The 24,141-nt window shown below is 68.2% G+C and carries 22 protein-coding genes; 15 read left to right on the top strand and 7 right to left on the bottom strand.

Translation table 11 applies throughout. The features are described 5' to 3' along the window. Positions 1-6: 6 nt before the first annotated feature. Genes mobA through ASE64_RS09410 form a run of 3 tightly spaced genes read left to right on the top strand, consistent with a single transcriptional unit; the run spans position 7 to position 2,230 of the window. Positions 7-711, top strand: a complete 705-nt coding sequence (mobA, locus tag ASE64_RS09420; RefSeq protein WP_055779195.1) for a molybdenum cofactor guanylyltransferase — start codon at positions 7-9, stop codon at positions 709-711. Further along, positions 708-1,040 carry a DUF6457 domain-containing protein gene (locus ASE64_RS09415; protein ID WP_235480553.1) on the top strand — a complete coding sequence of 111 codons (333 nt, stop codon included), beginning with the start codon at positions 708-710 and terminating at the stop codon, positions 1,038-1,040. The genes mobA and ASE64_RS09415 overlap by 4 nt, the downstream gene beginning before the upstream one ends. Beyond that, positions 1,037-2,230 (top strand): molybdopterin molybdotransferase MoeA, encoded by a 1,194-nt coding sequence (locus ASE64_RS09410; protein ID WP_082466047.1) that lies wholly within the window; start codon positions 1,037-1,039, stop codon positions 2,228-2,230. The genes ASE64_RS09415 and ASE64_RS09410 overlap by 4 nt, the downstream gene beginning before the upstream one ends. 34 nt (positions 2,231-2,264) lie before the next feature. Here ASE64_RS09410 and ASE64_RS09405 read toward each other — a convergent pair whose 3' ends face one another. After that, on the bottom strand, positions 2,265-3,560 hold the full coding sequence (locus tag ASE64_RS09405) for a uracil-xanthine permease family protein (RefSeq protein ID WP_055779189.1): 1,296 nt from the start codon (positions 3,558-3,560) through the stop codon (positions 2,265-2,267). A 197-nt stretch (positions 3,561-3,757) separates the two neighbouring features. On the opposite strand from ASE64_RS09405, the gene ASE64_RS09400 reads away from it, so the two are divergent. Both ASE64_RS09400 and ASE64_RS09395 read left to right on the top strand, forming a co-directional pair. Continuing rightward, positions 3,758-5,419, top strand: a complete 1,662-nt coding sequence (locus ASE64_RS09400; protein WP_235480552.1) for an ABC1 kinase family protein — start codon at positions 3,758-3,760, stop codon at positions 5,417-5,419. Positions 5,420-5,458: 39 nt separating this feature from the next. After that, the gene (locus ASE64_RS09395; protein WP_156351750.1) at positions 5,459-6,784 is read left to right on the top strand and encodes a glycosyltransferase; all 1,326 of its coding nucleotides are present in this window, start codon (positions 5,459-5,461) and stop codon (positions 6,782-6,784) included. 27 nt (positions 6,785-6,811) lie between these two features. Here ASE64_RS09395 and ASE64_RS09390 read toward each other — a convergent pair whose 3' ends face one another. The 3 genes from ASE64_RS09390 to ASE64_RS09380 form a co-directional block, all read right to left on the bottom strand. Beyond that, positions 6,812-7,642: a hypothetical protein gene (locus tag ASE64_RS09390; RefSeq protein ID WP_055779185.1), complete on the bottom strand. Its 831-nt coding sequence runs from the start codon at positions 7,640-7,642 to the stop codon at positions 6,812-6,814. Further along, on the bottom strand, positions 7,639-8,310 hold the full coding sequence (locus ASE64_RS09385; protein ID WP_082466045.1) for an LON peptidase substrate-binding domain-containing protein: 672 nt from the start codon (positions 8,308-8,310) through the stop codon (positions 7,639-7,641). Before ASE64_RS09385 ends, ASE64_RS09390 begins: the two co-directional genes overlap by 4 nt. Before the next feature lie 101 nt (positions 8,311-8,411). Beyond that, a complete protein-coding gene (locus ASE64_RS09380; protein ID WP_055779182.1) occupies positions 8,412-10,559 on the bottom strand; it encodes a heavy metal translocating P-type ATPase in 2,148 nt (715 codons plus the stop codon). A gap of 131 nt (positions 10,560-10,690) precedes the next feature. Here ASE64_RS09380 and ASE64_RS09375 point away from each other — a divergent pair, with 131 nt between their 5' ends. Next, on the top strand, positions 10,691-11,029 hold the full coding sequence (locus ASE64_RS09375) for a DUF3140 domain-containing protein (RefSeq protein WP_055779179.1): 339 nt from the start codon (positions 10,691-10,693) through the stop codon (positions 11,027-11,029). Positions 11,030-11,039: 10 nt separating this feature from the next. Further along, entirely contained in the window at positions 11,040-11,243 is a 204-nt protein-coding gene (locus ASE64_RS09370) for a DUF2945 domain-containing protein (RefSeq protein WP_055779176.1), read from the top strand. Here the strand turns inward: ASE64_RS09370 and aztA are convergent. Continuing rightward, entirely contained in the window at positions 11,230-11,886 is a 657-nt protein-coding gene (gene aztA, locus ASE64_RS09365; RefSeq protein ID WP_055779171.1) for a zinc ABC transporter ATP-binding protein AztA, read from the bottom strand. The genes ASE64_RS09370 and aztA overlap by 14 nt on opposite strands. Positions 11,887-11,936: 50 nt before the next feature. Here aztA and aztB point away from each other — a divergent pair, with 50 nt between their 5' ends. The 4 genes from aztB to aztD are packed head-to-tail and all read left to right on the top strand — an operon-like array spanning position 11,937 to position 16,288. Beyond that, positions 11,937-12,818, top strand: coding sequence for a zinc ABC transporter permease AztB (gene aztB / locus ASE64_RS09360; protein WP_055779169.1), 882 nt, complete (start codon positions 11,937-11,939; stop codon positions 12,816-12,818). An 11-nt stretch (positions 12,819-12,829) separates the two neighbouring features. Next, entirely contained in the window at positions 12,830-14,095 is a 1,266-nt protein-coding gene (locus ASE64_RS09355; protein WP_055779166.1) for a hypothetical protein, read from the top strand. Next, complete coding sequence (gene aztC / locus ASE64_RS09350; RefSeq protein WP_082466043.1) at positions 14,092-15,027, top strand: zinc ABC transporter substrate-binding protein AztC; 936 nt, start codon at positions 14,092-14,094, stop codon at positions 15,025-15,027. The genes ASE64_RS09355 and aztC overlap by 4 nt, the downstream gene beginning before the upstream one ends. A 34-nt stretch (positions 15,028-15,061) precedes the next feature. Continuing rightward, complete coding sequence (gene aztD / locus ASE64_RS09345; RefSeq protein ID WP_055779160.1) at positions 15,062-16,288, top strand: zinc metallochaperone AztD; 1,227 nt, start codon at positions 15,062-15,064, stop codon at positions 16,286-16,288. Positions 16,289-16,355: 67 nt separating this feature from the next. Here aztD and ASE64_RS09340 read toward each other — a convergent pair whose 3' ends face one another. Beyond that, positions 16,356-16,703, bottom strand: a complete 348-nt coding sequence (locus ASE64_RS09340) for a VOC family protein (protein ID WP_055779157.1) — start codon at positions 16,701-16,703, stop codon at positions 16,356-16,358. A gap of 76 nt (positions 16,704-16,779) precedes the next feature. On the opposite strand from ASE64_RS09340, the gene ASE64_RS09335 reads away from it, so the two are divergent. Next, the gene (locus ASE64_RS09335) at positions 16,780-17,631 is read left to right on the top strand and encodes an alpha/beta fold hydrolase (protein ID WP_055779155.1); all 852 of its coding nucleotides are present in this window, start codon (positions 16,780-16,782) and stop codon (positions 17,629-17,631) included. A 243-nt stretch (positions 17,632-17,874) separates the two neighbouring features. Here the strand turns inward: ASE64_RS09335 and ASE64_RS09330 are convergent, their stop codons facing one another. Then, complete coding sequence (locus tag ASE64_RS09330) at positions 17,875-18,387, bottom strand: Lrp/AsnC family transcriptional regulator (RefSeq protein ID WP_055779153.1); 513 nt, start codon at positions 18,385-18,387, stop codon at positions 17,875-17,877. A gap of 147 nt (positions 18,388-18,534) precedes the next feature. On the opposite strand from ASE64_RS09330, the gene ald reads away from it, so the two are divergent. The 3 genes from ald (at position 18,535) to ASE64_RS09315 (ending at position 24,100) form a co-directional block, all read left to right on the top strand. Beyond that, the gene (ald, locus tag ASE64_RS09325; protein ID WP_055779902.1) at positions 18,535-19,650 is read left to right on the top strand and encodes an alanine dehydrogenase; all 1,116 of its coding nucleotides are present in this window, start codon (positions 18,535-18,537) and stop codon (positions 19,648-19,650) included. Between the two features lie 68 nt (positions 19,651-19,718). Next, complete coding sequence (locus tag ASE64_RS09320; RefSeq protein ID WP_055779150.1) at positions 19,719-20,930, top strand: exonuclease SbcCD subunit D; 1,212 nt, start codon at positions 19,719-19,721, stop codon at positions 20,928-20,930. After that, positions 20,927-24,100: an AAA family ATPase gene (locus ASE64_RS09315; RefSeq protein WP_055779148.1), complete on the top strand. Its 3,174-nt coding sequence runs from the start codon at positions 20,927-20,929 to the stop codon at positions 24,098-24,100. Before ASE64_RS09320 ends, ASE64_RS09315 begins: the two co-directional genes overlap by 4 nt. Positions 24,101-24,141 lie beyond the last annotated feature (41 nt).

The following is a 24,141-nucleotide window of genomic DNA, read 5'->3' as shown; positions in this document are numbered from 1 at the left end:
GGCTGCATGCTGCTCGACGCGATCGTCCTCGCGGGCGGAAAGTCCTCCCGTCTCTTCGGCGTGCCCAAAGCGCGGTTGGAGTGGCGAGGCTCGACGCTGCTGCAGAACACGGTCGATGCGGTTCTCAAGGCCGGGACGCGCCGCGTGGTCGTCGTCGGCCCGGATGCGCCGGTGTCGGATGCTCGGGTCCTGATGGCGCGCGAGGATCCGCCGTTCGGGGGGCCTGCCGCCGCCGTCGCGGCAGGAATGCACGCGCTCGAACATTTCGACGATCCGCGCGGTGATCAGGTGCTGGTGTTCGCCTGCGATATGCCGCGGGTCGCCGACGCGGTGTCGCGGCTCGTCGGCGCGGGGCATCTGCTCGGCGGTGGCGACGGCGTCGACGGCGTCGACGGCGTCGACGGCGTCGACGGCGTCGACGGCGCCGTCGTGGTCGACGCCGCGGGAATGCGGCAGCCGCTCGCGGCGATGTACACCCGCTCTGCGCTGGCCGGGGCGGTCGACGCCGCGCGCGCATCCTCGACCCTCGACGGCGCGTCTATGCGGGCGCTGATCTCGTCGCTCGACCTGATCGAGCTGCCCGACGAGATCGAGTCGACCCGCGACGTCGACACCTGGAACGACGCCGCCGCCTTCGGAATCGAGCGGCCCGACGACGCCCTGCCGACGTCAGAGACACCGCCCCACCTCGCGACAAGGAGTAGATCATGAGTGACGACACGACCGCACAGCCCGAGGCGTCGGCGAAGCCCGCGAGGTCGGACGCAGAGAAGGCGGAGATGCTCGAGGTGCTCGAACGCTGGACCGCCTCACTCTCTGCCGAGCTCGACCTCGCCGGACTCGACGTCGACATCGATAGGGTGCTCGCTCTCGCCGGTGTCGCCGCACATGCCGTGCTGCGGCCGGCCGCTCCGCTGACCACCTATCTGGTGGGCTACGCGGCGGGTCGTGCCGCGGCCCTCGACGGGGCGAATGAGGCCGAGGCCACCGCGCGCGCGTTCGACGCGGCCTCGCAGCTCGCGCGGCGCCCTACGGCATGAGTGCTGCGTCGGGCGCGCCCCGGATGCCGTGGGCGCGGGCCCGCGAGGCGGCCTTCGGTGCCGCAGATCCGCGGCCCGCGACCAGGGTGGCGCTTCGTGACGCGGTCGGGCGCGTGCTCGCCGAACCGGTGCTCGCCCTGTGCGACGTGCCGCATTACGCGTCGTCGGCGATGGATGGCTGGGCCGTGCGCGGGCCCGGACCCTGGGTGCTGCGCGGGGCCGCGCGAGATGCCTCGGCTCTCGAGCCGAACGAGGCGCGAGAGATCGTGACGGGTGGGCTCATCCCCTCGGGCGCCGAGGCCGTTCTGCGCAGCGAGGTCGGAGAGGTCGCGGCTGACGGCGGGGATGCCGGAGGGCCTGTGCTTCGGTCGACCCTCGCGCCCTGGGCGGGCCAACACATCCGGCCGCGGGGCGAGGAGTTCGCCCGCGGGGAAGTAGGTATCGAAGCGGGGGCTCGCCTGAATCCTGCGCACATCGCCGTGGCTGCCGCGTGCGGCGTCGACGAGGTCGAGGTGCTGGCGCGGGGGCGGGTGTCTCTCGTGTTCACGGGCGACGAAGTGGTGACCCACGGCATCCCCGCACCGGGCACGGTGCGCGACAGCTTCGGGCCCCAGCTGCCCGCGTTCGTCGAACTGCTGGGAGGTGAGGTCGCCGCTCAGGCGAGAATCGGCGACGACCAGGACGCACTCGTGGGCGCGCTGCTAGCTGACGCCTCGACGAGCGACGTCGTCATCACGACGGGCGGTACGGGCGATTCGTCTGCCGATCATCTGCGCGGGGCGCTCGATCGACTCGGCGCCGGCATCCTGATCGACGGAGTGGCGATGCGGCCGGGCGGGCCGAGTCTGCTGGCACGACTCGACGATGGGCGGCTGCTGATCGGGCTGCCGGGCAATCCGCTCGCGGCGATGATGGGCCTGCTCACGCTCGCGGCACCGGCGCTGGCCGCACTCGGAGGCCGAGGCATGCCCGAGCTGTCGCGCATCCGGCTCGGCGCGCCGATAGCCGCCGGGCGCGGCGAGACCCGGCTCGTTCCCTTTCGACTGGTCGACGGTCGTGCACAGCCGAGCGGCTTCACCGGCTCGGCGATGCTGCGCGGTCTGGCCGACGCATCCGGCGTGCTGCTCTGCGCGGACGGCGGCGCGGAGGTGGGCGACGAGGTGGAGTTCGTTCCGCTTCCCTGGGTGTGATCGGCGCGGCGTGAGCCGGCCGGCCCTCGGGTCGTCAGGCGTCGCGCCTGCCGCCATCCGTGCCGCGGAGACGTGCGACCGCGGTCATCGCGTGGTAGATGACGATGGCGGCGACCGTGCCGAGAGCGATTCCGTTGAAGGTGACCGAGCCCGCGTTCATCGTGAAGTCCGCGATACCGATGATCAGCGCGGTCGCCGCGGTGAACTGGTTGACGGGCTTCGAGAAGTCGACCTTGTTGTCGAGCCAGATCTTCACACCGATGATGCCGATCAGGCCGTAGAGCGCGGTGGTCACGCCTCCCAGCACACCGGCGGGGATCGTGTTGATAATGGCGCCGACCTTGGGCGAGAGCCCGAGCAGAATGGCGACGGCGCCGGCGATCCAGTACGCGGCGGTGGAGTAGATGCGCGTCGCGGCCATGACACCGATGTTCTCGCCGTAGGTCGTGGTTCCCGAGCCTCCGCCGAAGCCGGCGAGCACGGTGGCGAGGCCGTCGGCCAGCAGCGCGCGACCCGTGAGCTTGTTCACCTCGGGTGACTCGGTCATCTGGGCGACGCCGCGGATGTGGCCCACGTTCTCAGCGACCAGCACCAGGACGACGGGCAGGAAGGCGGGGAGCACGCCCCAGAGGGCGGAATCGGCGAAGGGATTGCCGGGCAGCGAGAACTGGGGGAGTCCGACCCAGGCGGCGTCGGCGACCTTCGAGAAGTCGACCTCGCCAGCGATGACCGCGGCGATGTAGCCCACGACGACACCGATGAAGATCGAGAGTCGGGCGAGCATGCCCTTGAACAGCACGGTCGAGAAGATGACCGCGGCCAGGGTGATGAGTGCCGTCAGCGGCGCGATCTGGAAGTTGTTCTTGGCCGCGGGGGCCAGGTTGAAGCCGATCAGAGCGACGATGGCGCCCGAGACGACGGGCGGCATGAGGGCGTTGATCCAGCCGATGCCGGTGATCAGAACGACCACGCCGACGAGGGCGAGCAGGGCGCCGACCGCGAGGATTCCGAAGAGGGCCCCGCCCATTCCCGTGCTGGCGACGGCGGCGGTGATCGGCGCGATGAAGGCGAACGACGAACCGAGATAGCTCGGAAGCCGGTTCTTGGTGATGAGGAGGAACAGGAGGGTGCCGATACCGGAGAAGAGCAGAGTCGTCGCGGGCGGGAATCCGGTGAGCACCGGCACGAGGAACGTCGCGCCGAACATGGCCACCACGTGCTGGCCGCCCAGACCGATCATGCGGGGCCAGGTGAGTCGCTCACCGGGCTTGACCACGGCATCCGCTTCGACGTTCTTGCCGTCGCCGTGAAGTGTCCAGAGTTGTGTCATCTCGTTCGTTCCCCTTGCCCGGCTGCGCGCCGGTCGTTCCATGCCCTGCACTGGGCTTCTCCGAGAGTAGTGGTGCGCGACTGTTTCAGGAGGAGCCGGTCATCGTGTGGATAGTGGCGTCGGCCGACCTGTCCTCCTGAATTGGTCACGACGCGCGTGGGAGGATGGGCGCATGACCGAGGCACAGGGGGTTACTCGTGGCTAATCCGATCGCCGCAGCCGTCGGAACGCGGCTCGAACGCTACCGGGAGATCGCAAGCGTGCTGAGTCGGCACGGGCTCAGCTTCATCATCGGGGCGACCGGGCTCGACCGCTTCGAGCCGGCCGCTCAGGAGCAGGCGCGAGCGAGCAATCCTGAGAATCTCAGACGCGCGCTCGAGGAACTCGGCCCGACGTTCGTGAAGCTCGGTCAGGTGCTGTCGACGCGCTCCGACATCCTTCCGCCCGCCTATCTCACCGAGCTGGCGAAGCTGCAGGACAGGGCGCCGGTCGTTCCCGCCGCCGTGATCAAGCGCCTCATCGTCGAGGAGCTCGGAGACCAGCCGGACAAGGTGTTCGCGAGTTTCCAACTCAAGCCACTCGCCAGCGCGTCGATCGGTCAAGCGCATCTGGCTACGCTGCACGACGGAACCGAGGTCGTCGTCAAGGTGCAGCGCCCCGACATCGCCACGAACATCGCCATCGATCTCGAGATCCTGCACACGCTCGCCGTGCGGGCGTCTCGGCAGTGGAAGCTCGCCGCCGACTACAACATCACCGGGATCACGGACGAGTTCGCCCGAACGCTGCGCGAGGAGCTCGACTACACGCACGAGGGCCGCAACGCCGAGACCTTCGCCGCCAACTTCGCCGGCGACGAGACGATCCATATTCCCCGCGTTTTCTGGGATACGAGCACCACCCGGGTGCTGACCCTCGAGCGCATCACCGGCATCAAGGTCGACGACCTCGCCGCCCTCGATGCTGCCGGAATCGACCGCGCGACCATCGTCACCAACGCCGTTGACGCCATCGCGCAGATGGTCTTCGTCGACGGTGTGTTCCACGCCGACCCGCACCCGGGCAACCTGTTCGTCGAGCCGAACGCCCGCATCGGGCTGATCGACTTCGGCATGGTCGGCCAGATCGACGAGACGCTGCGCGGACAGCTCGCCGACCTGTTCATGGCGCTGAGCAGGCACGACCCCGATCGCATGGCCTCAGCGCTCATCGCGCTGTCGAGTTCGAAGGCATCGATCGATCAGGAGTCGTTGCGGGCGGACCTCGTGGGTTTCATCGACATCTACCGGGGCAAGGGCCTCGGCGAGGTCGACATGGCCGCGCTCATCAACAAGCTGCTCGCCGTTCTGCGGCACAATCGGCTGCAGCTGCAGCCCTCGATCGTGATGCTGCTGCGCATGCTGCTCATGGTCGAGGGAATGGGGGTGCTGCTCGATCCGTCTTTCAGCCTGGGGGATGCGCTCAGGCCGTACGCGACGAAACTCGCGCTGTCGAAGTTCTCGCCCGCGGCCATAGCGAAACGACTCGCGGCAGCCGGGCTCGAGGCGGCGGAGCTCGGCATCGAACTGCCCGACAAGATCCGCAAGGTCTTCGACGTGATCGACCGCAACGGCATCGAGGTCCATCTGCGTGCCACCGAACTCGACCCGCTGGTGGCGCGCGTCGAGAAGGTGGGCAACCGTGTGGTCGCCGGGGTGATCGCGGCCGCGTTCATCCGGGGTATCGGCGAACTGGCCGTGAGCGACAGCAAGCGCTTCGGTCACTGGAGCGGCCCGCTCATGGGCATCGGCCTGGGCGCCAGCGGTGCCCTGAGTGCGTACATCGCCCTGACCTCGCTGCGTAGGCGCCGGCACAACTGAGCCCGACAGTGTGATGAGGCGACCTCACCTCACTAAAATGTGCACAGAGCCATTGGTCGCGACATCGGGGGCAAGCGCATGGCGAACTACCTGATCTGCAGTACGCCGGTGCATCACCACGCCACGCCCATGATCGCGATCGGCACCCATCTCGCGTCTCGGGGCCATCGGGTGATCATGCTCACCGGCTCGCGGTTCGCCCAAGAGATCGAGCGAGCGGGTATGGAGTTCGTCGCCTTCGAGGGTCGCGCCGACTTCGACGACCGAGATGTTCCGAGCTACCTGCCCTATCGCGACCGCTACCGAGGTATGGCCCAGACGCAGTACGACGTGCAGAACATCTTCGTCAAGACCATGCCCGCGCAGTTCCGCTCGGCCCGCGCCATCCTGCAGCGCGAGCGGATCGACGCCGTGCTGGTCGACGGCGCCTTCGGAGGCATCTCGCCGGCGCTCCTCTCCAACGCGCCAAGGCCGCCGATCCTGGCGATCGGCGTGATCACGCTGACCCAGCTCAGCCGTGACACCGCACCCGTCGGCCTCGCCATGGCGCCCTCGTCGAGCACGCTGGGCCGCCTTCGCAACCGCACGCTCAACGCTCTCGCGCGCACGGTGTTCTTTCGCGACACCCAACGCGCCGCGCAGGAGGCGTTCGCCGAGATCGGGGCGCGCAGGTCGTCTCTGTTCGTGATGGACATCTCGGCCGCCTTCGACCGCTTTCTCCAACTCGGCCCGGCCACACTCGAGTATCCGCGCACCGACCTCTCGCCGAATGTGCGTTTCATCGGCTCCTTACCCAGCGAAGGCGGCGGCGGTCTCCCTTCGTGGTGGAACGAACTCGATGGTTCGCGTCGCGTCGTGTACGTGACCCAGGGAACGATCGACAATCACGACTTCGACCGGCTCGTCAGGCCCACGATCACAGCGCTGGCGAACGACGACGTGCTCGTCGTGGTGTCGACCGGGGGCCGCGCGGTCGAGAGTCTCGGCGCGGTCGCCCCGAATGTGCGCGTCGCTGAAGATCTGCCCACCGGCAGGCTGCTGCCCCTCACCGACGTCGTCGTGACGAACGGCGAATTCGGCGAAGTGCAGGCCGCGCTGGCGGCCGGCTCGCCCCTGGTGGTCGCGGGGAGCACCGAAGACAAGCCCGAGGTCGCGGCGCGCGTCAGCTGGTCGGGCGCGGGTGTCGATCTGCGTACGGGCACCCCATCTGCGGATGCCGTGGGTTCGGCCGTGCGGGCCGTGCTGGCCGACGAGCGCTACCGTGCCCGGGCAGAGCGCTTCGCCCACGGCCTGGCCGGGCTCGACACGCTCGCGATCATCGAAGAGGAATTGGCGACCGCGGTCGCCGACCGCTCGGCGCGCTGAGCTCGCTGCAGCTGGACCGGCGGCTGCTCAGGCGACGCTCGGGCTGAACTCCACGCCGTTGTTCACAATGAACACGAGTACGAGTCCCACGGCGACGATGCAGAGCAGAGCGACCGTCGGCTTGCGAAAGTGCAGGAACTCGTTGACGATGCGTACTTTTCCCTTGAACGGGTAGAACAGAGGCGCGAAGAGCCCCGATGCCGCGACGCCGAGGAGCGTGTCGCTCACCATCTCGATGGCGTGGCTTCGGGTCGTGAACGTGAAGGTGAGCGCGTAGACGAACACGAGCACGGCGGTGCCGGCGGCCCACGAGCCGATCCCGAGGGAGCGCATCGAGCTGACGGAGCCGTCGGCATAGGCCGTCACCCGGGTAGCGAACAGGCGCGCGAGAAGGATGGTGCCGGCAACGCCGACCGCGAATCCTGTCCAGTAGAGCCACGCGGGCGCGCCGAACCAGAAGAGCAGAGTGGCCGCGTCGCCGGCGCCCGTGAGGGGCGCGAGAAGAAGCGAGGTGAAGACGAGCTGCACGCTGATGAAGCCGAGCCAGGTGACGAACAGCCGGATGATGCCGGCTCCCCAGATGCGCGCCGCGAAGATGAGTGCGAGACCTGTCACGAGGCTGGTGATGGCGGCGACGGTCGAGGTGAGAATGAGCGTTCGCGTCTGCGTGATGTCGAACTCGAGATAACTCGGATAGAGCGTGGCCGGCGACTGCAGCGCCACCGCGGTCACGAATCGGGCGAGCTCGTGGATGGAGATCGCGACGATGCCCGCCAGCACGAAAGCAACCGCGCCGTTGAACCACAGGGTGCTCGAGGGTGCCGGCGCATCGGTGCCGGATGCTCTCGATGCGCTCACAGCTTCTCCTCGAAGTCCTCGTCCGCCGGGCCGTCCGATTCGTTCGGACCGGGGGCGGTCGACCACGCCGAGGCGAACGACTCCGCCGCATCCGTCGCCCGCTCGAGAACGGTGGTGAGAAGCTCCTCCATCGAGATCGCGCCGAGGAACGACAGCTGGTCGAGTTCGCCGACGGGCGCGATTCCGGCGAGCTGCCAGCATGCCTCGAGCGGGTCGGCCGAGAGTTCGACGACGGATGCCCAGCGCTGCTCGGTGAACTCGCTCGCCACGGCGAGGGCACGGCGCACGGCCTGCTCCGTGTCGTCGCGCAGTGCTCGCAGCGACTCGTCCCACACCAGCGGTTCGAGGAAGCGGATCTGGGCGCGCGGATACGGATCGTCGTCGAGCCAGCCGGTCACCTCGAACCGGGAGCCGCCCTCCGCGTTCACCGCCACGAACCCCTCGCCGCCCGCCATCTCGCTGATGAGCGCCAGGGTTCCGAGCTGGAAGCGATGCTCGCCGCCGCCCACTTCCTGGCCGCGCTCGATCAAAACGACACCGAACTGCGGCTGCTCAGCCTCGAGCATGTGAGCGAGCATCACGAGATAGCGCTCCTCGAAGAGACGCAGCGACACCGGCATATAAGGGAAGAGAACCGTGCCGAGGGGGAACATGGGGATCTCGGGCATGCGTCAAGACAAGCACGGCCCGCCTGTGTTGCCAATGGGGATTGCGCCCGCCGCTCGGGCCATCGTGCGAGCGGTCGCTCAGCGGCCCCCCGCCTCGTGCGTCAGCGCCCCGGGCGCAGGTCGATGCGGCGTAGCAGCTGCGCGTTGAGTGCCACCACGATGGTCGACAGCGACATCAGCAGGGCTCCGACCTCCATCGGGAGCACGAATCCGATGGGGGCGAGCACCCCGGCCGCCAGCGGCACGGAGATCAGGTTGTACCCCGCCGCCCACCACAGGTTCTGCGTCATCTTGCGGTAGCTGGCCTTCGACAGATCGATCACCGAGACCACGGAGCGGGGATCGTCGCCGGCCAGGATCACGCCGGCGGCTGCGACGGCCACGTCGGTTCCGGCGCCGATCGCGATGCCCACATCCGCCTGAGCCAGGGCGGGCGCGTCGTTCACGCCGTCGCCGACCATCGCGACCCGCCGCCCCTCCTGCTGCAGCTCGCGCACGGTCTCCGACTTGTCCTCGGGTCGCACGCCCGCATAGACGCGCTCGATTTTGAGTTCTGCCGCCACCGACTGGGCCACGGCCTCGGCGTCGCCCGTGATCATCACGACCTGGATGCCCCGGGCGGCGAGCTCTGCCACGGCCTGTTTCGATTCGGGTCGCACGGCGTCGGCGAGAGCGAGCGCGCCGATCGGAACGCCGTCGGCGAGCACGTGCAGCACGATCGCTCCGTCCCTCGACCAGTCGCGCGTCGCATCCAGCGCCGTGGCCTTCGCCCGTTCGAGCAGGCGGGGCCCGCCCACGCTGATGACCCGGCCGTCGACGGTGGCCTCGACGCCCACCGCTGTAGACGCGCGGAAGTTCGTGGCGCGGGGCACAACGAGGTCTCGCTCGCTGGCTGCGGTGACGATCGCCCGGGCCACCGGATGCTCGGAGTCGGCTTCCGCAGACGCGGCGAGGGCCAGCAGCCGGTCGTCATCGTGCCCGTCAGGCGCCGAGAACACGTGGGTCACGAGAGGGGAGCCCATGGTGAGCGTTCCCGTCTTGTCGAAGAGAACGGTGTCGACGGTGCGCATGCTCTCGAGCGCCAGGCGGTCTTTCACGAGAACGCCGGCCTTCGCTGCGCGTTCGGTGGCGATCGACACGACGAGCGGAATCGCCAGGCCGAGCGCGTGCGGGCAGGCGATGACGAGCACGGTGATCGTGCGGATGATCGCATCGTTCGGGCTGCCCACGAGCGACCACACGATCGCGGTGATGACTGCGGCGCCCAGGGCGAACCAGAACAGCCAGGCCGCGGCGCGGTCGGCGATGCGCTGTGCGCGGCTCGACGAGTTCTGGGCATCGGTGACGAGCTTCTGGATGCCCGCGAGTGCGGTGTCGTCGCCGGTGGCGGTGACCCGGATGCGCAGGGCCGAGTCGGTCGCGACCGTTCCGGCGACGACCGCGCTGTCGATACCTCGCGAGACCGGAACGGACTCGCCCGTGATCATCGACTCGTCGACATCGGCCGTGCCCTCGACGACCACGCCATCGGCGGGCAGGCGCGAGCCGGGGCGAACGATCACGACGTCGCCGCGACGCAGCTCTGCCGGGCTGACGATCTCGACGGAGCCGTCGGCCTCCACCCGCTCGGCCTGATCGGGCAGGAGGGCGGCCAGACTGTCGAGGGCGCTGGACGCCTGTGCCAGGGATCGCATCTCGATCCAGTGCCCGAGCAGCATGATGACGATCAGCAGCGCGAGCTCCCACCAGAAGTCGAGTTGATGATCGAGCAGGCCGAGCGTCGCGCCCCAGCTCGAGACGAAGGCCACGCTGATGGCGAGTGCGATCAGCAGCATCATTCCCGGCTGGCGTGCCTTGATCTCGGCGAGGCCGCCCGTGAGGAAGGGGGCGCCGCCCCAGACGAACATGACCGTTCCCAGCACGGGCGAGATCGCGTCCAACGGCAGGGCGTCGGGTACCTCGTATCCCAGAAGCGACGCGAACATCGGCGAGAACGCGACCACGGGGAGGGCGACGACCAGCATGATCCAGAACAGGCGGCGGAAGTGCGCGGCGTGACCGCCGTGGCCCCCGTGGGCGGAGTGGTCGTGGCCCGCGTGGCCCGCGTGGCCCGCGTGGTCTGAGTGGCCTTCGTGCCCTGTGTGCTCGTGTGCCGCGTGCCCCGAATGATCGTGGTCCGAGTGCTGCATCGCCTCGTGATCCATGTGGCCGGAGTGGTCGTGCGTGTGGTGGTCGTGCGTGTTGCTCATGCCTCGACCATATACCCCTGGGGGGTACCAATCAACCGTCTGCCGTTTCGACCGAAGAGGCATGCTCGCATAAATGACGCCGTTTTTCAGTCCCCTGCGACGAATGTGCTCGGAGGGCGGATACTGAGGGGATGAGCGACAAAGATGACGACAATGCCGACGTCTGGACGGACTTCACCCACTCGGTGAACCTCACCCCTAAATCGCTCGAGAAGTGGCTCTCGACAGACGAGTCGCGCAGCGTGGGGCAGAAGGCGGGGGGCGAGGCCATCGGTCACCGCAGTGGCCGACACATCCTCTCGATCCTCGAGAAGAAGAAGTCCGAACTGACCGAAGCCGACTACGAGCACATGCGCACGGTGCTGGGCTATATCAAGAGGCACTCCGCGCAGCGCCCGAGCGGCGACGTGAGCGAAACCCCGTGGCGATACTCGCTGATGAACTGGGGTCACGACCCCCTCAAGAAGTAAGGCGCACGAGATGACATTCTCCAAGGGCGACACGGTCCGCTGGAACACCCCGCAGGGCGAGACCCGCGGCACGATCGTCGAGAAGAAGACGAAGGACTTCTCGTTCGACGGACAGAAGTTCACCGCGTCGAGCGATGAGCCGGCTTACCTGGTCGAGAGCGAGAAGTCGGGCAAGCAAGCGGCCCACAAAGAGTCGGCGCTCACGAAGGCGTGACCACGCGTCCCCGCTCGAGGCGCAACACCGAATCGGCCTCGGACAGGACCGCCTTCTCGTGCGAGGTATGCACCACCGTGGCCCCACGCTCGGCTTCGGCCCGCAATGCCGTCACGATGAGGTCGAGCGCCTCGGCATCCACCCCGGCTGTCGCCTCGTCGAGCAGCAGCACGTCTGCGCGTCTGGCCAGCCCCTGAGCGACGAGGGCTCGCTGTCGCTGGCCGCCCGAGAGTGATCCGAGCGGCCGATCCGCCAGATGCAGGATGCCCATGGTCCGCAGGCAGGATCCCACCGCGTCGCGGTCGGCGGCCGAAAGCCGACGCCACATTCCGCGATCGGCCCAGCGCCCCATGCTCACGACCTCGCCGACGGTGAGCGGAAGGGTGTCGCCGGCCGCACTGCGTTGAACGACCAGGGCTGGCAGCCCTGTCGTCGTCGCCCGATGCACCCGCCCAGACTGCGGGGAGATCGTGCCCGCCAGCACCCCGAGCAGGGTCGACTTTCCCGACCCGTTTCCTCCGCTGATGGCGGTGACGGTTGCCGGGCTGAACGAGGCCGACACTCCCGAGAGTGCGGCGGCGCCGTCGTACGAGACATAGATTTCGTGCGCCGCGAGGGAAGAGATGTCGAGGATGGCCGTCATGATTCCAGCCTATCGGTAATGACAATCGTTCTCATGTAGGGTCGATTGCTGTGTCCTTCCTCCTCGATCCCCTGTCGTCGGAGTTCATGCTGCGCGCACTCGTCGGCGGCGTTCTCGTCGCGACGATGAGCGCGATCGTCGGAACCTGGGTCGTCATTCGCGGCATGGCTTTTCTCGGCGAGGCGATGGCGCACGGCATGCTGCCGGGCGTTGCCATCGCCACTCTGCTCGGGCTTCCCGTCGTGTTCGGTGCGGCCGTGAGCGCGCTCGTGATGAGCGCCGGCGTCGGCTTCGTGTCGCGTCGGGGCCGCCTCTCGAACGACACCACGATCGGCCTGCTCTTCGTGGGCATGTTGGCGCTCGGCGTGATCATCGTGTCGCGTTCCCGCTCGTTCGCCGTCGACCTGACGGCCATCCTCTTCGGCGACGTGCTCGCCATCGGGTGGAGCGACGTGCTGCTGCTCGCCGTCGCCCTCCTCGTGACCGTCGCGGTCGCGGCGCTCTTCCACCGCCCGTTCGTCGCGCTGGCCTTCGATCCACGCATCGCCCGCACCCTCGGACTGCGTCCGCGTCTCGCGCAGACCGTGCTCACCGGTCTCGTGACCCTCGCAGTCGTCGCGTCGTACAGCGCGGTCGGCACGCTGCTGGTCGTCGGTCTGCTGCTCGCCCCCGCGGTGGCCGCCGGCCAATGGATGCGCAGGATTCCCGCGACCATGATGCTCGCTGCGGCATTCGGGTCGCTCGCGGTGCTCGTCGGCCTGCTCGTCTCGTGGCACGCATCCACGGCGGCCGGGGCCTCCATCGCCCTCACCTCCATCGTTCTCGCCGCGGTCTCCGCGGGCATCCGCGCTCTTGTCGCGCGGCTCGGCGCGACAGCGTCCTCGCGACGTACTTCCGTTTCGCACCCGACCGAATCACCGATCACCGCCTAAGAAAGGCCCGCGTGTCCGCACCATCCAGCTATCGCCCTGCCCTCCTCCTCGCCGCCGCCCTCGTCACCGCACTGGCCCTGCCAGGCTGCGCGGCGACCGAAGAAGCGCCGGTCGGCGAGGAATCGACCGAGCGCCCGCACGGCTACGTCGAGGGAGCAGACGAGATGCCCGAGGCGCAACTGCACCTCACCGGAATCGACCGCACGGGCGCCGCCACCCTCGTCGACCTGCTCGATGAGACGAGTGTCTCGCTCGGATCGGTCGACGCGCCCTCCTCGGTCTCGACCGACGGCCGATTCGTCTTCGCCTCGTCGGCCGAGACGGGAACGCTCACCGTGCTCGACTCGGGCGCCTGGACGGTCGACCACCAGGACCACGTGCACTACTACTCCGCGAAGCCCCGAGTCGCAGGCACGGTCACCGAAAAGGGCGAGGCCGTGGTCGCGGGAGGCCCGTCGCTGACGGGCGTCTGGTTCGGCGGCAGCGGGGTGGCTCTGCTGCTCGACTCGGAGGCGCTGGGTCGCGGCGAGGTCGTCGAGACCGCCCGTCTCGAGTCAGCCCCGCACAAGGGCATTGTCGTTCCCTTCGCCGACGGCGCGCTGGCGACGGTCGCGGGCAGCGACGGCGTCGCATCCGGCGTTCGTGCGATCGACGGTCGGGGCGATGCGGTCGACGATGTCGAGGCCGAGTGCGCGCAGCTCGCCGGGTCGATCACCACGAACGTGGGTGTGGTCTTCGGATGCGCCGACGGCGCGCTGCTCGCGACGAGTTCTGGCGACGGCGGCATCGAGTCCGGCATCGACTTCGAGAAGATCCCCTATCCCGAGGCCGTCGCCCCGAGCGACCGTGCGGTCGATTTCGACAACCGACGCGGACGCCCCGACGCAGCGGCTGTCTCCGGCGATCGCGGAGCCTGGCTGCTCGACACTCGCGCCCGGGAGTGGGCGTTCCTGCCGAGCGAGGTTCCGCTCGCCGAGGTCGTGGCGGCATCCGACAACGACGACCACATCGTGGCACTGGCCCGCGACGGGCGAGTGCTGCTGCTCGACCCCGTGACCGGTGCCACGCTCGCGGCCACCGCACCGCTCGCAGCGACGAGCTTGGCCGATCCCGCGCTTGCGCCGGGGGTCACTCTGCAGCTCGACGCCGACAGGGCCTATCTCAACGCGCCGGCCGACGGCGTGGTCTACGAGCTCGACTACGGCGACGGGCTCCGTGTCGCCCGCACGCTCACCGTCGGCTCCGAGCCGGCCTTCCTCGCGGAGACCGGACGATGAGGGCGATGCGTGCGGCGCAGCTCGCCGTCGGTCTCGCGCTCTCGGCGACGCTCCTCGCCATTACGGGCTGCGCGCAGGCATCCGGTGACGGGGCGGGGGATCGCCCTCTCGTCGTCGTCTCGACGAACATCCTCGGAGACGTCGTCGACGAGATCGTCGGAGACGAGGCCGAGGTGCTCGTGCTGATGCAGCGCAACGCAGACCCGCACTCCTTCGAGATCTCGGCGAAGGAGGCCGCGCGCATCCAGGATGCGGACCTCATCGTGTCGAACGGTCTGGGGCTCGAAGAGGGGCTGCAGAAGAATCTGGATACGGCCACCGACGCCGGGGTTCGCTCGATCACGGCCGGCGAGCTCATCGAGCCACTCGAGTACTCGTCGGGCGACGCGGCCGGAGCGCCCGACCCGCACTTCTGGACAGACCCCGCGCGCATGGTGGAGGTCGTCGCCGGAATCGCGGAGGAACTCGAGAAGACAGACGGCATCGACGCGTCGGCCATCGCGGCGAACGCGGCCGAGTACACCACGCAGCTCGACGACCTCGACGCCGAGATGACCGCCGCCTTCGCGGCGATTCCCGGCGATCGCCGCCAGCTCGTGACGAACCACCACGTGTTCGGCTACCTGGCCGAGCGGTACGACTTCACCGTGATCGGGGCTGTGATTCCCGGCGGCTCGACGCTGGCGGCCCCGAGCGCGTCCGACCTCGACGATCTCGTCTCGGCCATCGAGAAGGCCGGAGTCTCGACGATCTTCGCCGACTCGTCGCAGCCCGACCGTCTCGTTCAGGTTCTGGCCGACGAGGCGTCGATCGACGTCGACGTCGTCGCGCTCTTCACAGAGTCTCTCGGCGAGCCCGGCGAGGGCGCCGACACCTACCTGCAGATGATGCGCTCGAACACCGAGCTCATCGCAACGGGGCTGTCTCCGTAACGAGCAGCCCACCCCCACCCAAGAAAAGGAAACAATGAAGAACCAGCTCCATCCCGGGCGCATTGCCCTGGTCGCGGTCGCCGCATCGGCCCTGCTCCTCACCGCCTGCGCGACCGACACCGCTCCCGCCCAGACCGACGGCGCAGCCGCATCCACATCTGCGCCCACCCCGCGCGTCTCGCTCACCTACGATGGCGGAGTCCTCGTGCTCGACGGCACGAGCCTCGACCTCGAGGCCGACCTGCCTCTCGACGGTTTCAACCGCCTCAACTCGGCCGGAGACGGACGCCACGTACTCGTGTCGACGACAGACGGGTTCAGGGTTCTCGACACGGGAACGTGGACGGCCGATGGAGCCTCGCAGACGGCCGAGCCCGAGCTCACCGATCTGACGTTCGACGCCCCGACGCCCGGCCACGTCGTGCGGCACGGAGACAAGACGATCCTCTTCTCCGACGGCACGGGCGACACCACGATCTTCGACACGGCGGCGCTGCTGACCGCGGGCGATGACGGGCTGCCCAAGACCGAGGTCATTCCGGCGCCCGCCGCCCACCACGGTGTGTCGATCGAGTTGGAAGACGGAACTCTGCTGACCACGATCGGCACGGCGGAGGGCCGCAGCGGAGTGCGGGTGCTCGACGAGTCTCGCACCGAGATCGCTCGCAACGAGGAGTGCCCCTCGGTGCACGGCGAGGGCACGGTCGAGAACGAGACCGCGGTCTTCGGATGCTCCGATGGCGTGCTGGTCTACGAGGGTGGAGAGTTCACCAAGATCCAGGCACCGGATAGCTACGGCCGCACCGGTAACCAGTACGTCACGGAGACCTCCTCGATCGCCGTCGGCGACTACAACTCCGATCCCGACCGCGAGGGCGTTCTGCTCGAGCAGCTGACCCTGGTCGACACCGCTGCCAAGACGATGAAGATCGTCACGCTGCCCGACGGAGCGGGCTACACCTGGCGCGACGTCGCTCGCGGGCCGAGCGACGAGGCGATCATCCTCGGCTCCGACGGCGCCTTGCACGTGCTCGACCCCGAGACCGGCGAGTTCGGCAAGAGCTACCCGGTGATCGGCGCCTGGGAGGGTCCGGCCGAGTGGCAGGACGCGCATCCGGCACTCGTCGTTCAGGGTGACACTGCCTACGTCACCGAGCCGGCGACGAAGAAGATCTTCGCTGTCGATGTGAAGACGGGCGAGGTCATCGCGAATGCTGAACTGCCCGGAACACCCAACGAGATCGCGGTGGTCACGGGCTGATGCTGCGCGTGTTGCCGGTTCGGGTCGACCGAACCGGCAACACGAGCTCGTCACGACGCCCGAAGCGTCATCTCGCAGAGAGAATGCAGAACTCGTTTCCCTCGGGGTCGGCGAGCACGACCCACGACTCGTCGTTCTGCCCGACGTCGGCCCGGGTGGCGCCCAGCGCGAGAAGGCGCTCCACCTCGGCGTTCTGATCGTCGGGCACGAAGTCGAGGTGAAGACGATTCTTCATCGACTTCTTCTCGGGCACATTCAGAAACAGCAGCGTCGGTCCGGCACCGCTCGGATTGCGGATCTCCATGTCGTCATCGTCCTCGCCGATGATCTCCCAGCTCAGGGCGTCGGCCCACCAGTGCCCCAGCGCGGCGAAGTCTTCGCAGTCGATCACAACCTGTTCCCATGTGAGTGTCATGCCCCGACGATACGACGACGGGGAGGTGCGTCGATAGCCCCCGGAGGAGGCCGGACCCTGTGGCTAGGCTTCGAGCATGACTGAGTTCGTGACATCGGCAGACGGCACCTCCATCGCATACGACCGACTCGGAAGCGGGGCGCTCGCCGTCATCCTGGTCGGCAGTGCGATGAACTATCGGGCCTTCGACCCCACGTCGGCGCACATCGCGACGCTGCTGGCCGATCAGGGCTTCTCTGTCATCAACTACGACAGGCGCGGGCGCGGCGAGAGTGGAGACACTCTTCCCTACTCGGTGGAGCGCGAGGTCGACGACATCGCCGCCCTGCTCGACGTACTCGACGGCCCCGCGATGCTCTACGGCAACTCGTCGGGTGGGGCGCTCGCGCTGTGGGCGGCGGCGACGCCCGGAGTCGGCGAACGCATCACGGGCCTCGCGCTCTTCGAGGTGCCGCTGACTCTCGAGGGGGAGGGCGACGACGGAGGCGAGCTGCGGACGATAAACGATCTCGTCGAAGCGGGAGACCGCGGCGCCGTCGTCGAGTACTTCATGCGGAACATGCCGCCGCAGTGGCTCGAGGGTGCCAAGTCGTCTGCCGCCTGGTCCGACATGCTCGCCATCGCGCATACCCTCGCCTATGACGTGGCCGTCCTCGACAAGGCGAACCATTCCGCGTGGGCCGAGCAATGGGCATCCGTCACCCAGCCCGTGCTGGCGATGGTGGGCGAAGAGACACAGCCGATCTTCCCTCCCGTTGCCGCGGCCCTGGCCGAATCGCTGCCGAACGCGCGCGCCGTCGAGATCGACGCGGCACACCACAGCGTGCGCCCAGAGGTGATGGCGGCCCTCCTCGGCGGCTTCCTCACCGGGCACGAAGAGCTCGCGACGTTCGCCGAGTATCCCGACGAGCCGAAGCAGCAGGTCTAGCGGGCGCGGCGGGCGGAACGCGTCAGCGCTGACCGCGGAACAGACGCAACAGCACGATCACCGAGATCGCCGCGATGGCGATTCCGGCCAGGCCCAGCAGGCCGAGGTAGATGGCTTCGAGCCAGGTGTAGTCCATCAGATCTGCTCGCAGGGTTCGGCGTCGTTGCTCATGAAGGCGACGCTACTCCGCGCGGGAGGGTCCGTCAGGCCGGTTGACTTCTCTCTCGAAGCGGGGTCGTGCGTTCACGGCGCGATCGTCAATCCGCTGAAATGGTGGTCGAAGACAAGGCTCGTTCTGGTCGATGCCACGGCCGGATGCGCCGACAGATTGTCGAGCACGAAGTCGCGCACGGCGGCGCTGTCGCGAACGGCGACGTGGATGATGAAGTCCTCTGCTCCTCCGAGGAAGTACAGCTGCACGACCTCGGGAAACTGCCTGATCTCCTGGCCGAGTTCCATCATGAGGTTGCGGGCGCCGGCCCTGATGGTGACGCTGATCAACGCCTGCAGACTCAGACCGACAGAGGAGGGATCGACGTTCGCGGTGAACCCGGTGATCACCCCGCGTGCGACGAGCGACTTGACCCGGGCCACGCAGGTCGAGGCGGCGATGCCCGCGAGCTCGGCCAGTCGGTTGTTGGGCATGCGGGCGTTCGCCCTCAGGATGCGCAGGATCTCACGATCGATCTCGTCGAGTTCGGCGGGCGGCGGTGCGGCGCGTCGATCGTTCGACGATGGGTTCTCTGAATCGGCCACAGGTGAACTATTTCATGAATTGACGCACATGCACCGATGATTCTGCGGTTTCTCGTCGAGCTCGTCGAACTTTGGTGAGTATAGGGCCAGGACTTTCGGCAGTCACTGCGAGCGCTGCAGTCGATGCCGCCGACGAACGGAGAAGCCATGCACATCGGAGTGCCCGCAGAGGTCAAGAACAACGAGAACAGGGTCGCGGCGACGCCGGCGGGAGTGTTCGAGCTCGTGCGGCGCGGGCACACGGTCGTCGTGCAGCGCGGCGCCGGGCTCGGCTCGCGCATCAGTGACGAGCACTACATCGAGGCCGGTGCCACGATCGCCGACACGGCCGACGAGGTCTGGGCGGGCGCCGAACTGGTACTCAAGGTCAAGGAGCCGGTGGCCGAGGAATTCGGGCGGATGCGTGCCGGCCAGACGCTCTTCACCTATCTGCACCTGGCCGCATCCAGGGCCTGCGCCGACGCGCTGCTCGCCGCCGGAACGACCGGCATCGCCTACGAGACCGTGCAGCTCGCCGACCGCTCGCTGCCACTGCTGCAGCCGATGAGCGAGGTCGCTGGTCGGCTGTCGACCCAGGTCGGCGCCTATCACCTGATGAGCGCGGCGGGCGGCCGCGGAATGCTGCTCGGCGGCGTACCCGGAACCCCGAAGGCGAAGGTCGTGGTGATCGGCGGCGGCGTCGCGGGTGAGCACGCGGCGGCCAACGCTGTCGGTATGGGAGCGGACGTCACGATCATCGACCTCTCGATTCCGCGGCTGCGCGAGCTCGAGATCCGCTTCGGGGGAGCTGTGCAGACGCGCACCTCGTCGGCCTACGAGATCGCCGCCCAGGTGAAAGAGGCTGACCTCGTGATCGGCTCCGTGCTCATTCCGGGGGCACAGGCTCCGAAGCTCGTCACGGATGCGATGGTCGCGACCATGAAGCCGGGCAGCGTTCTGGTCGACATCGCCATCGACCAGGGCGGATGCTTCGAGGGATCCCATCCCACCACCCACGACGACCCCGTGTTCGCGGTGCACGACACCGTCTATTACTGCGTGGCGAACATGCCCGGGGCCGTGCCCGAGACATCCACCCGGGCCCTCACCAACGCGACCCTGCCCTACGTCGTGGCCCTCGCCGACAAGGGCTGGGCTCGCGCGCTGGCCGACGACCCCGCCCTCGCGAGGGGCCTCAACACCCACGAGGGGCGCGTCTACAACGCCGGCGTCGCCGCCGCTCTGGATGCCGTGGGTCACGACATCGCGGAACTACTGGTCTGAGCAAGGCGGGCGGTGGCCCGAGCCGGATCGCGGCGATCGATGTCGGCGGGCCGCTATAGCGTTGATGCATGCGCATCCTGCACACCTCCGACTGGCACATCGGGCGAACGTTCCACGGGCACTCGACCCTCGAGAACCTCGGCACAGTGCTCGATGCGCTGGCCGCGGTCGTGCGCGAGAAAGCGGTCGATGTGGTCGTGGTGGCGGGTGACGTCTTCGACTCCGCCACACCCGCGCGCGAGGCCTTCGACGTGCTCAGCGGGGCCATTCGGCAGATCCGCGAGGCGGGCGCCTACGTCGTCATCACCAGCGGCAACCACGATTCGGCCACGAGACTCGGCTTCCAAAGCGAATGGGCCGGCCTGGCGGGCATCCACGTCATCACGCGACCCGAGCAGTTCGACGAGCCCGTCGTCATCGACGACGCCTACGGCCCGGTGCTGTTCTATGGCATCCCCTACCTCGAGCCCGCACTGGTGCGCCACCTCTACCCGGGCGTCGAGATGAGACGCCACGCCCAGGTGCTCGGGTATGCCATGCAGCGCATCCGCGACGACATCGCTCGACGAGACGGAGCCCGTTCGGTGGTTCTGTCGCACGCGTTCGTGGTCAATGTTCCGAGTGCCAGCGCTTCGAATGTCACTGTTCCGAACGCGAGTGCCGCGGCGTCGAGCGAGGCCAGCGATGTCGAGCGCGACATCACGGCCGGCGGCCTCGACCTGGTCTCCGTCGATGTGTTCGACGGCCCCGACTACGTGGCGCTGGGGCATATCCATGGCCGATCGACGCTGACCCCCGCCATCCGCTATTCGGGGGCGCCGCTGCACTACTCGTTCGGCGAGGCCACCAAGCCGCGCGGCGCATGGCTCGTCGAGCTCGACGCGGGTGGACTCGATACCGTCGAATGGGTCGATCTTCCTGTGCCTCGGCCTCTCACCGTGCTCACGGGCGAGCTCGCCGAGCTGCTCGCTGACCCGGCCTACGCCTCTGCCGAAGGTCACTTCGTCTCTGTCGTGCTGACCGATCAGGTGCGCCCCATCGACGGCATGCGGCGCATCCAGACGCGCTTCCCCCACGCCGTCGCTCTCACCCACCAGCCCTCCATCGTGGCCGAGCTGCCGGCGGCCAGCTACAGCGAACGACTGCACGCCCGCTCCGACAGCGAGGTCGTCGCCGGTTTTCTCGAGTTCGTGCGCAACGGGGCGGGGCCCACCAACGCCGAGAGCGAGCTGATCGTCGAAGTCATCGCCGAGCAGGCCGCCCAGGAGTCGACCGCGTGAGAATCAACCGCCTCACGATCGCCGGATTCGGCCCCTACAAGACGGCTCAGCACATCGACTTCGATGCCTTCGCCGACGACGGCATCTTCTTGATCACCGGCAACACGGGCGCCGGCAAGTCGAGCATTCTCGACGCGATCTGCTTCGCGCTCTACGCCAGCGTTCCGCGGTACGAGGGAACGCAGCAGCAGCTGCGCAGCGATCATTGCGAGCCTGGCGATCCCACCTACGTCGAGCTCTGGTTCAGCACGGGCGGGCAGAACTACCGCGTGCGGCGTTCGCCCGACTACGAGCAGCCGAAGAAACGTGGCACGGGAACCACCAAGAAGCCCGCGGCGGCCGAACTCTTCATCCGTGTAGCCGAGGCATCGGGCGGTGAGCTCATCGACGAGTCCGACTGGCAGGGAGTCGCCGCGATTCCCCGCGAGGTCGGCATCGCGCTCGACGGCATTCTCGGCCTCAGCAAAGACCAATTCCTGCAGGTGATCCTGCTCGCCCAGAATCGCTTCCAGAAGTTTCTGCATTCCAAGAACGACGAGCGTCAAGCAGTGCTTCAGAGTCTCTTCGGCACACGGCGCTTTGCCGACATCGAACGCGCGCTCGTCGAACGGCGCAAGGCTCTCGAGGTGCTCCAGCGCGAATCCGCGGAGCACATCGCTCAGCTCGGCAGCCAGGTCGAGGCCATCGTCGGTGCCGGTGCCGGTGCCGGTGCGGGTGCGGGTGCGGGTGCGGGTGCGGGTGCCGGTGCGGGTGCTGCGAGCCGCGACGACACCGACTCCGCCGACGATGGCGGTACTGATGATGAAGCTGATACAGACGATGAAGTCGTCATCGCTGCAGCGCCTCCTGTAGCCGATCGCGGGTATTTCCAATCGGCGCTCGCAGAACTCGTCGAGCAGCTCGACGCGGCGCAGCATCGGGTGGCCGAAGCAGACGCGCGATTCGCTGCAGCCGAGGCCGAGTTGCGCGAGCGCGAGAACACCCGCCGTCTTCAGAGGCGCCGCGACGAGGCAGCGCAACGGCTCGTCGAACTCCGGCAGAACGACGAGGCGATCGCAGACGAGAGGCGTCGACTCGAGGCGGCCGGCAGGGCTGAGATCGTCTGGGCGCACGTCACTGCCGAGAGTGCAGCAGAGCAGGCGCTCGACCGAGCAGCTGTCGACGAGAAGGCTGCCCGCACCGCCTACGAGGAGTCTGTCGCTCTCTCGAGTCTCGCCGAAAAATCACTCGGTCGATCGACAGGCGGTTCGAGCCCCGTCACGCCGCACGCCCTCGCTGCCACAGCCGCAGACATCAATCGTCTGCTGGGCGGGCTCGACGTCGTGCTGTCCGACGAGAAGCGCATTCCCCAGCTCGCGAAGCGCATCGCAGAGTACGACGAGACCGAGGCTGCACGGCAGGCTGAACTGGCCGAAGCCTCGGAGCGTGCGCGGGTGCTTCCCTCCACAATCGATGAGGCGCTCGAGAAGAGAAACGCCGCTCTTCTCGAGGCATCGGCTCGCACAGAGGCCGACGAACGCGTGGCGCGACTGCGCATCGCACGGCAGTCCGCGGTGCTCGCCGCCTCCCTGAAGTCCGAACTCGACGAGTCCCGTGTCGTCGAGAAGGTCAGGAGCAGCGAGAACGCAGAGGCGGCCACGCTCTACGACCGTTTGCTCACGCGCCGACTCGACGGCCACGCGGCGGAGCTTGCTTCGAGACTCGTCGACGGCGAGCCGTGCGCGGTCTGCGGCGCGACCGAGCACCCGAATCCCACCGCCTGGACGGCCGATCTCGGCGAGCCCGTCTCCGACGAGCAGATCGATGCTCAACGCACGCGTCTCGCACACGCGGGAGAGGCCCTCGTCGAAGCCGGGCTGGTGGTGCGCGATCTCGTTGCGCGGCACGCGGCAGCCGAGGCATCCGGCGGGGCGCAGGCTCCGGCCGAGATCGACGAGCAACTCGAGGTGGCGCAGCAGGCCCTGGCCGCGGCGCTCGCGGCCGAATCATCCACCCGCGCGCTCGACGCTCAGATCGCCACACTGCGCGCCGAGCTCGAATCGATCGCGTCGACGGCGGCCGAGCTGACCGAGGCGGTGCAGTCCACCCGAGATGCCCGAGCATCCCTGGTGTCGCAGCGATCGCAGATCGTCGAGCTCGTCGAGCAGCACCGAGGCGACCATTCCACGGTGGCCGAGCGCGCGCTCGAACTGCAGCATCTCTTCGCCGTGACCCGCGAATTCGAGGTGGCGCTGCTCGATCACAACGACAAGCAGCTCGCGCTCGACGCCGCTCGGCAGACGCTGCGGCAGCACCTCGACGAGCAGGGTTTTGCAGACAAGGCCGAGGTCGCCGAGCTGAGGCTGACCACAGCCGAACGTGCCGACACGGCCTCGCGAATCGGTACTCACGACATGGCGCACGCCGCGGTGCTCGCCGTGCTCGCCGAAGCCGAGCTGCAGGGGCTCGTAGACGAGCCGGTCGAGCTGGAAGCTGCGGCCGAGGCTCGAACCATGGCGGGCTCCGATCGAGACGACGCCCGAGTGGCGGCGGGGTCTGTGGCCGATCGACTGGGCCGTCTTCGCACCCTCGTCGCCGAAGCACTGCAGCGGCTCGACGCGTCCGAAGAACTGCTCGCCGAGTACGAGACCATGCGCTCGCTCGCGAATACGGTCGAGGGAGCCGAGCCGAACACCATGCGCATGCGACTCGAGTCGTATGTGCTCGCGGCCCAGCTCGAAGAGATCATCAGGGCCGCGAACGCCCGACTCGCCGTGATGACGGGTGGCCGTTACTCGCTCGAGCACGACGACTCCGTGCAGTACCGCAATACACGCTCCGGCCTCGGCATCGCCATTCTCGATCAGCACACGGGGCGGGCCAGAGCAACTCATTCGCTGTCGGGAGGAGAGACGTTCTTGGCGTCGCTCGCCCTCGCCCTCGGTCTCGCCGAGGTCGTGTCGAATCAGGCGGGGGGCATCACCCTCGACACCCTGTTCATCGACGAGGGCTTCGGCTCGCTGGACGCCGACACGCTCGCCATCGCGATGTCGACCCTCGACAGCCTGCGCTCGGGTGGCCGCACCATCGGTCTCATCAGCCACGTCGAAGCCATGAAGGAGCAGATCCCATCGCGACTGCGCATCACCGTCACCCCGCAGGGCTTCTCCGAGATCGATCAGCGCTCGTGACGACGAGCGAACAGACTGGCCGTTCCGCGCTGAACCCCGCG

Source organism: Agreia sp. Leaf210 (genome assembly GCF_001421485.1).
In the GTDB taxonomy this organism is placed as follows: domain Bacteria; phylum Actinomycetota; class Actinomycetes; order Actinomycetales; family Microbacteriaceae; genus Agreia.
This window is presented reverse-complemented; position numbering and strand designations above follow the sequence as displayed.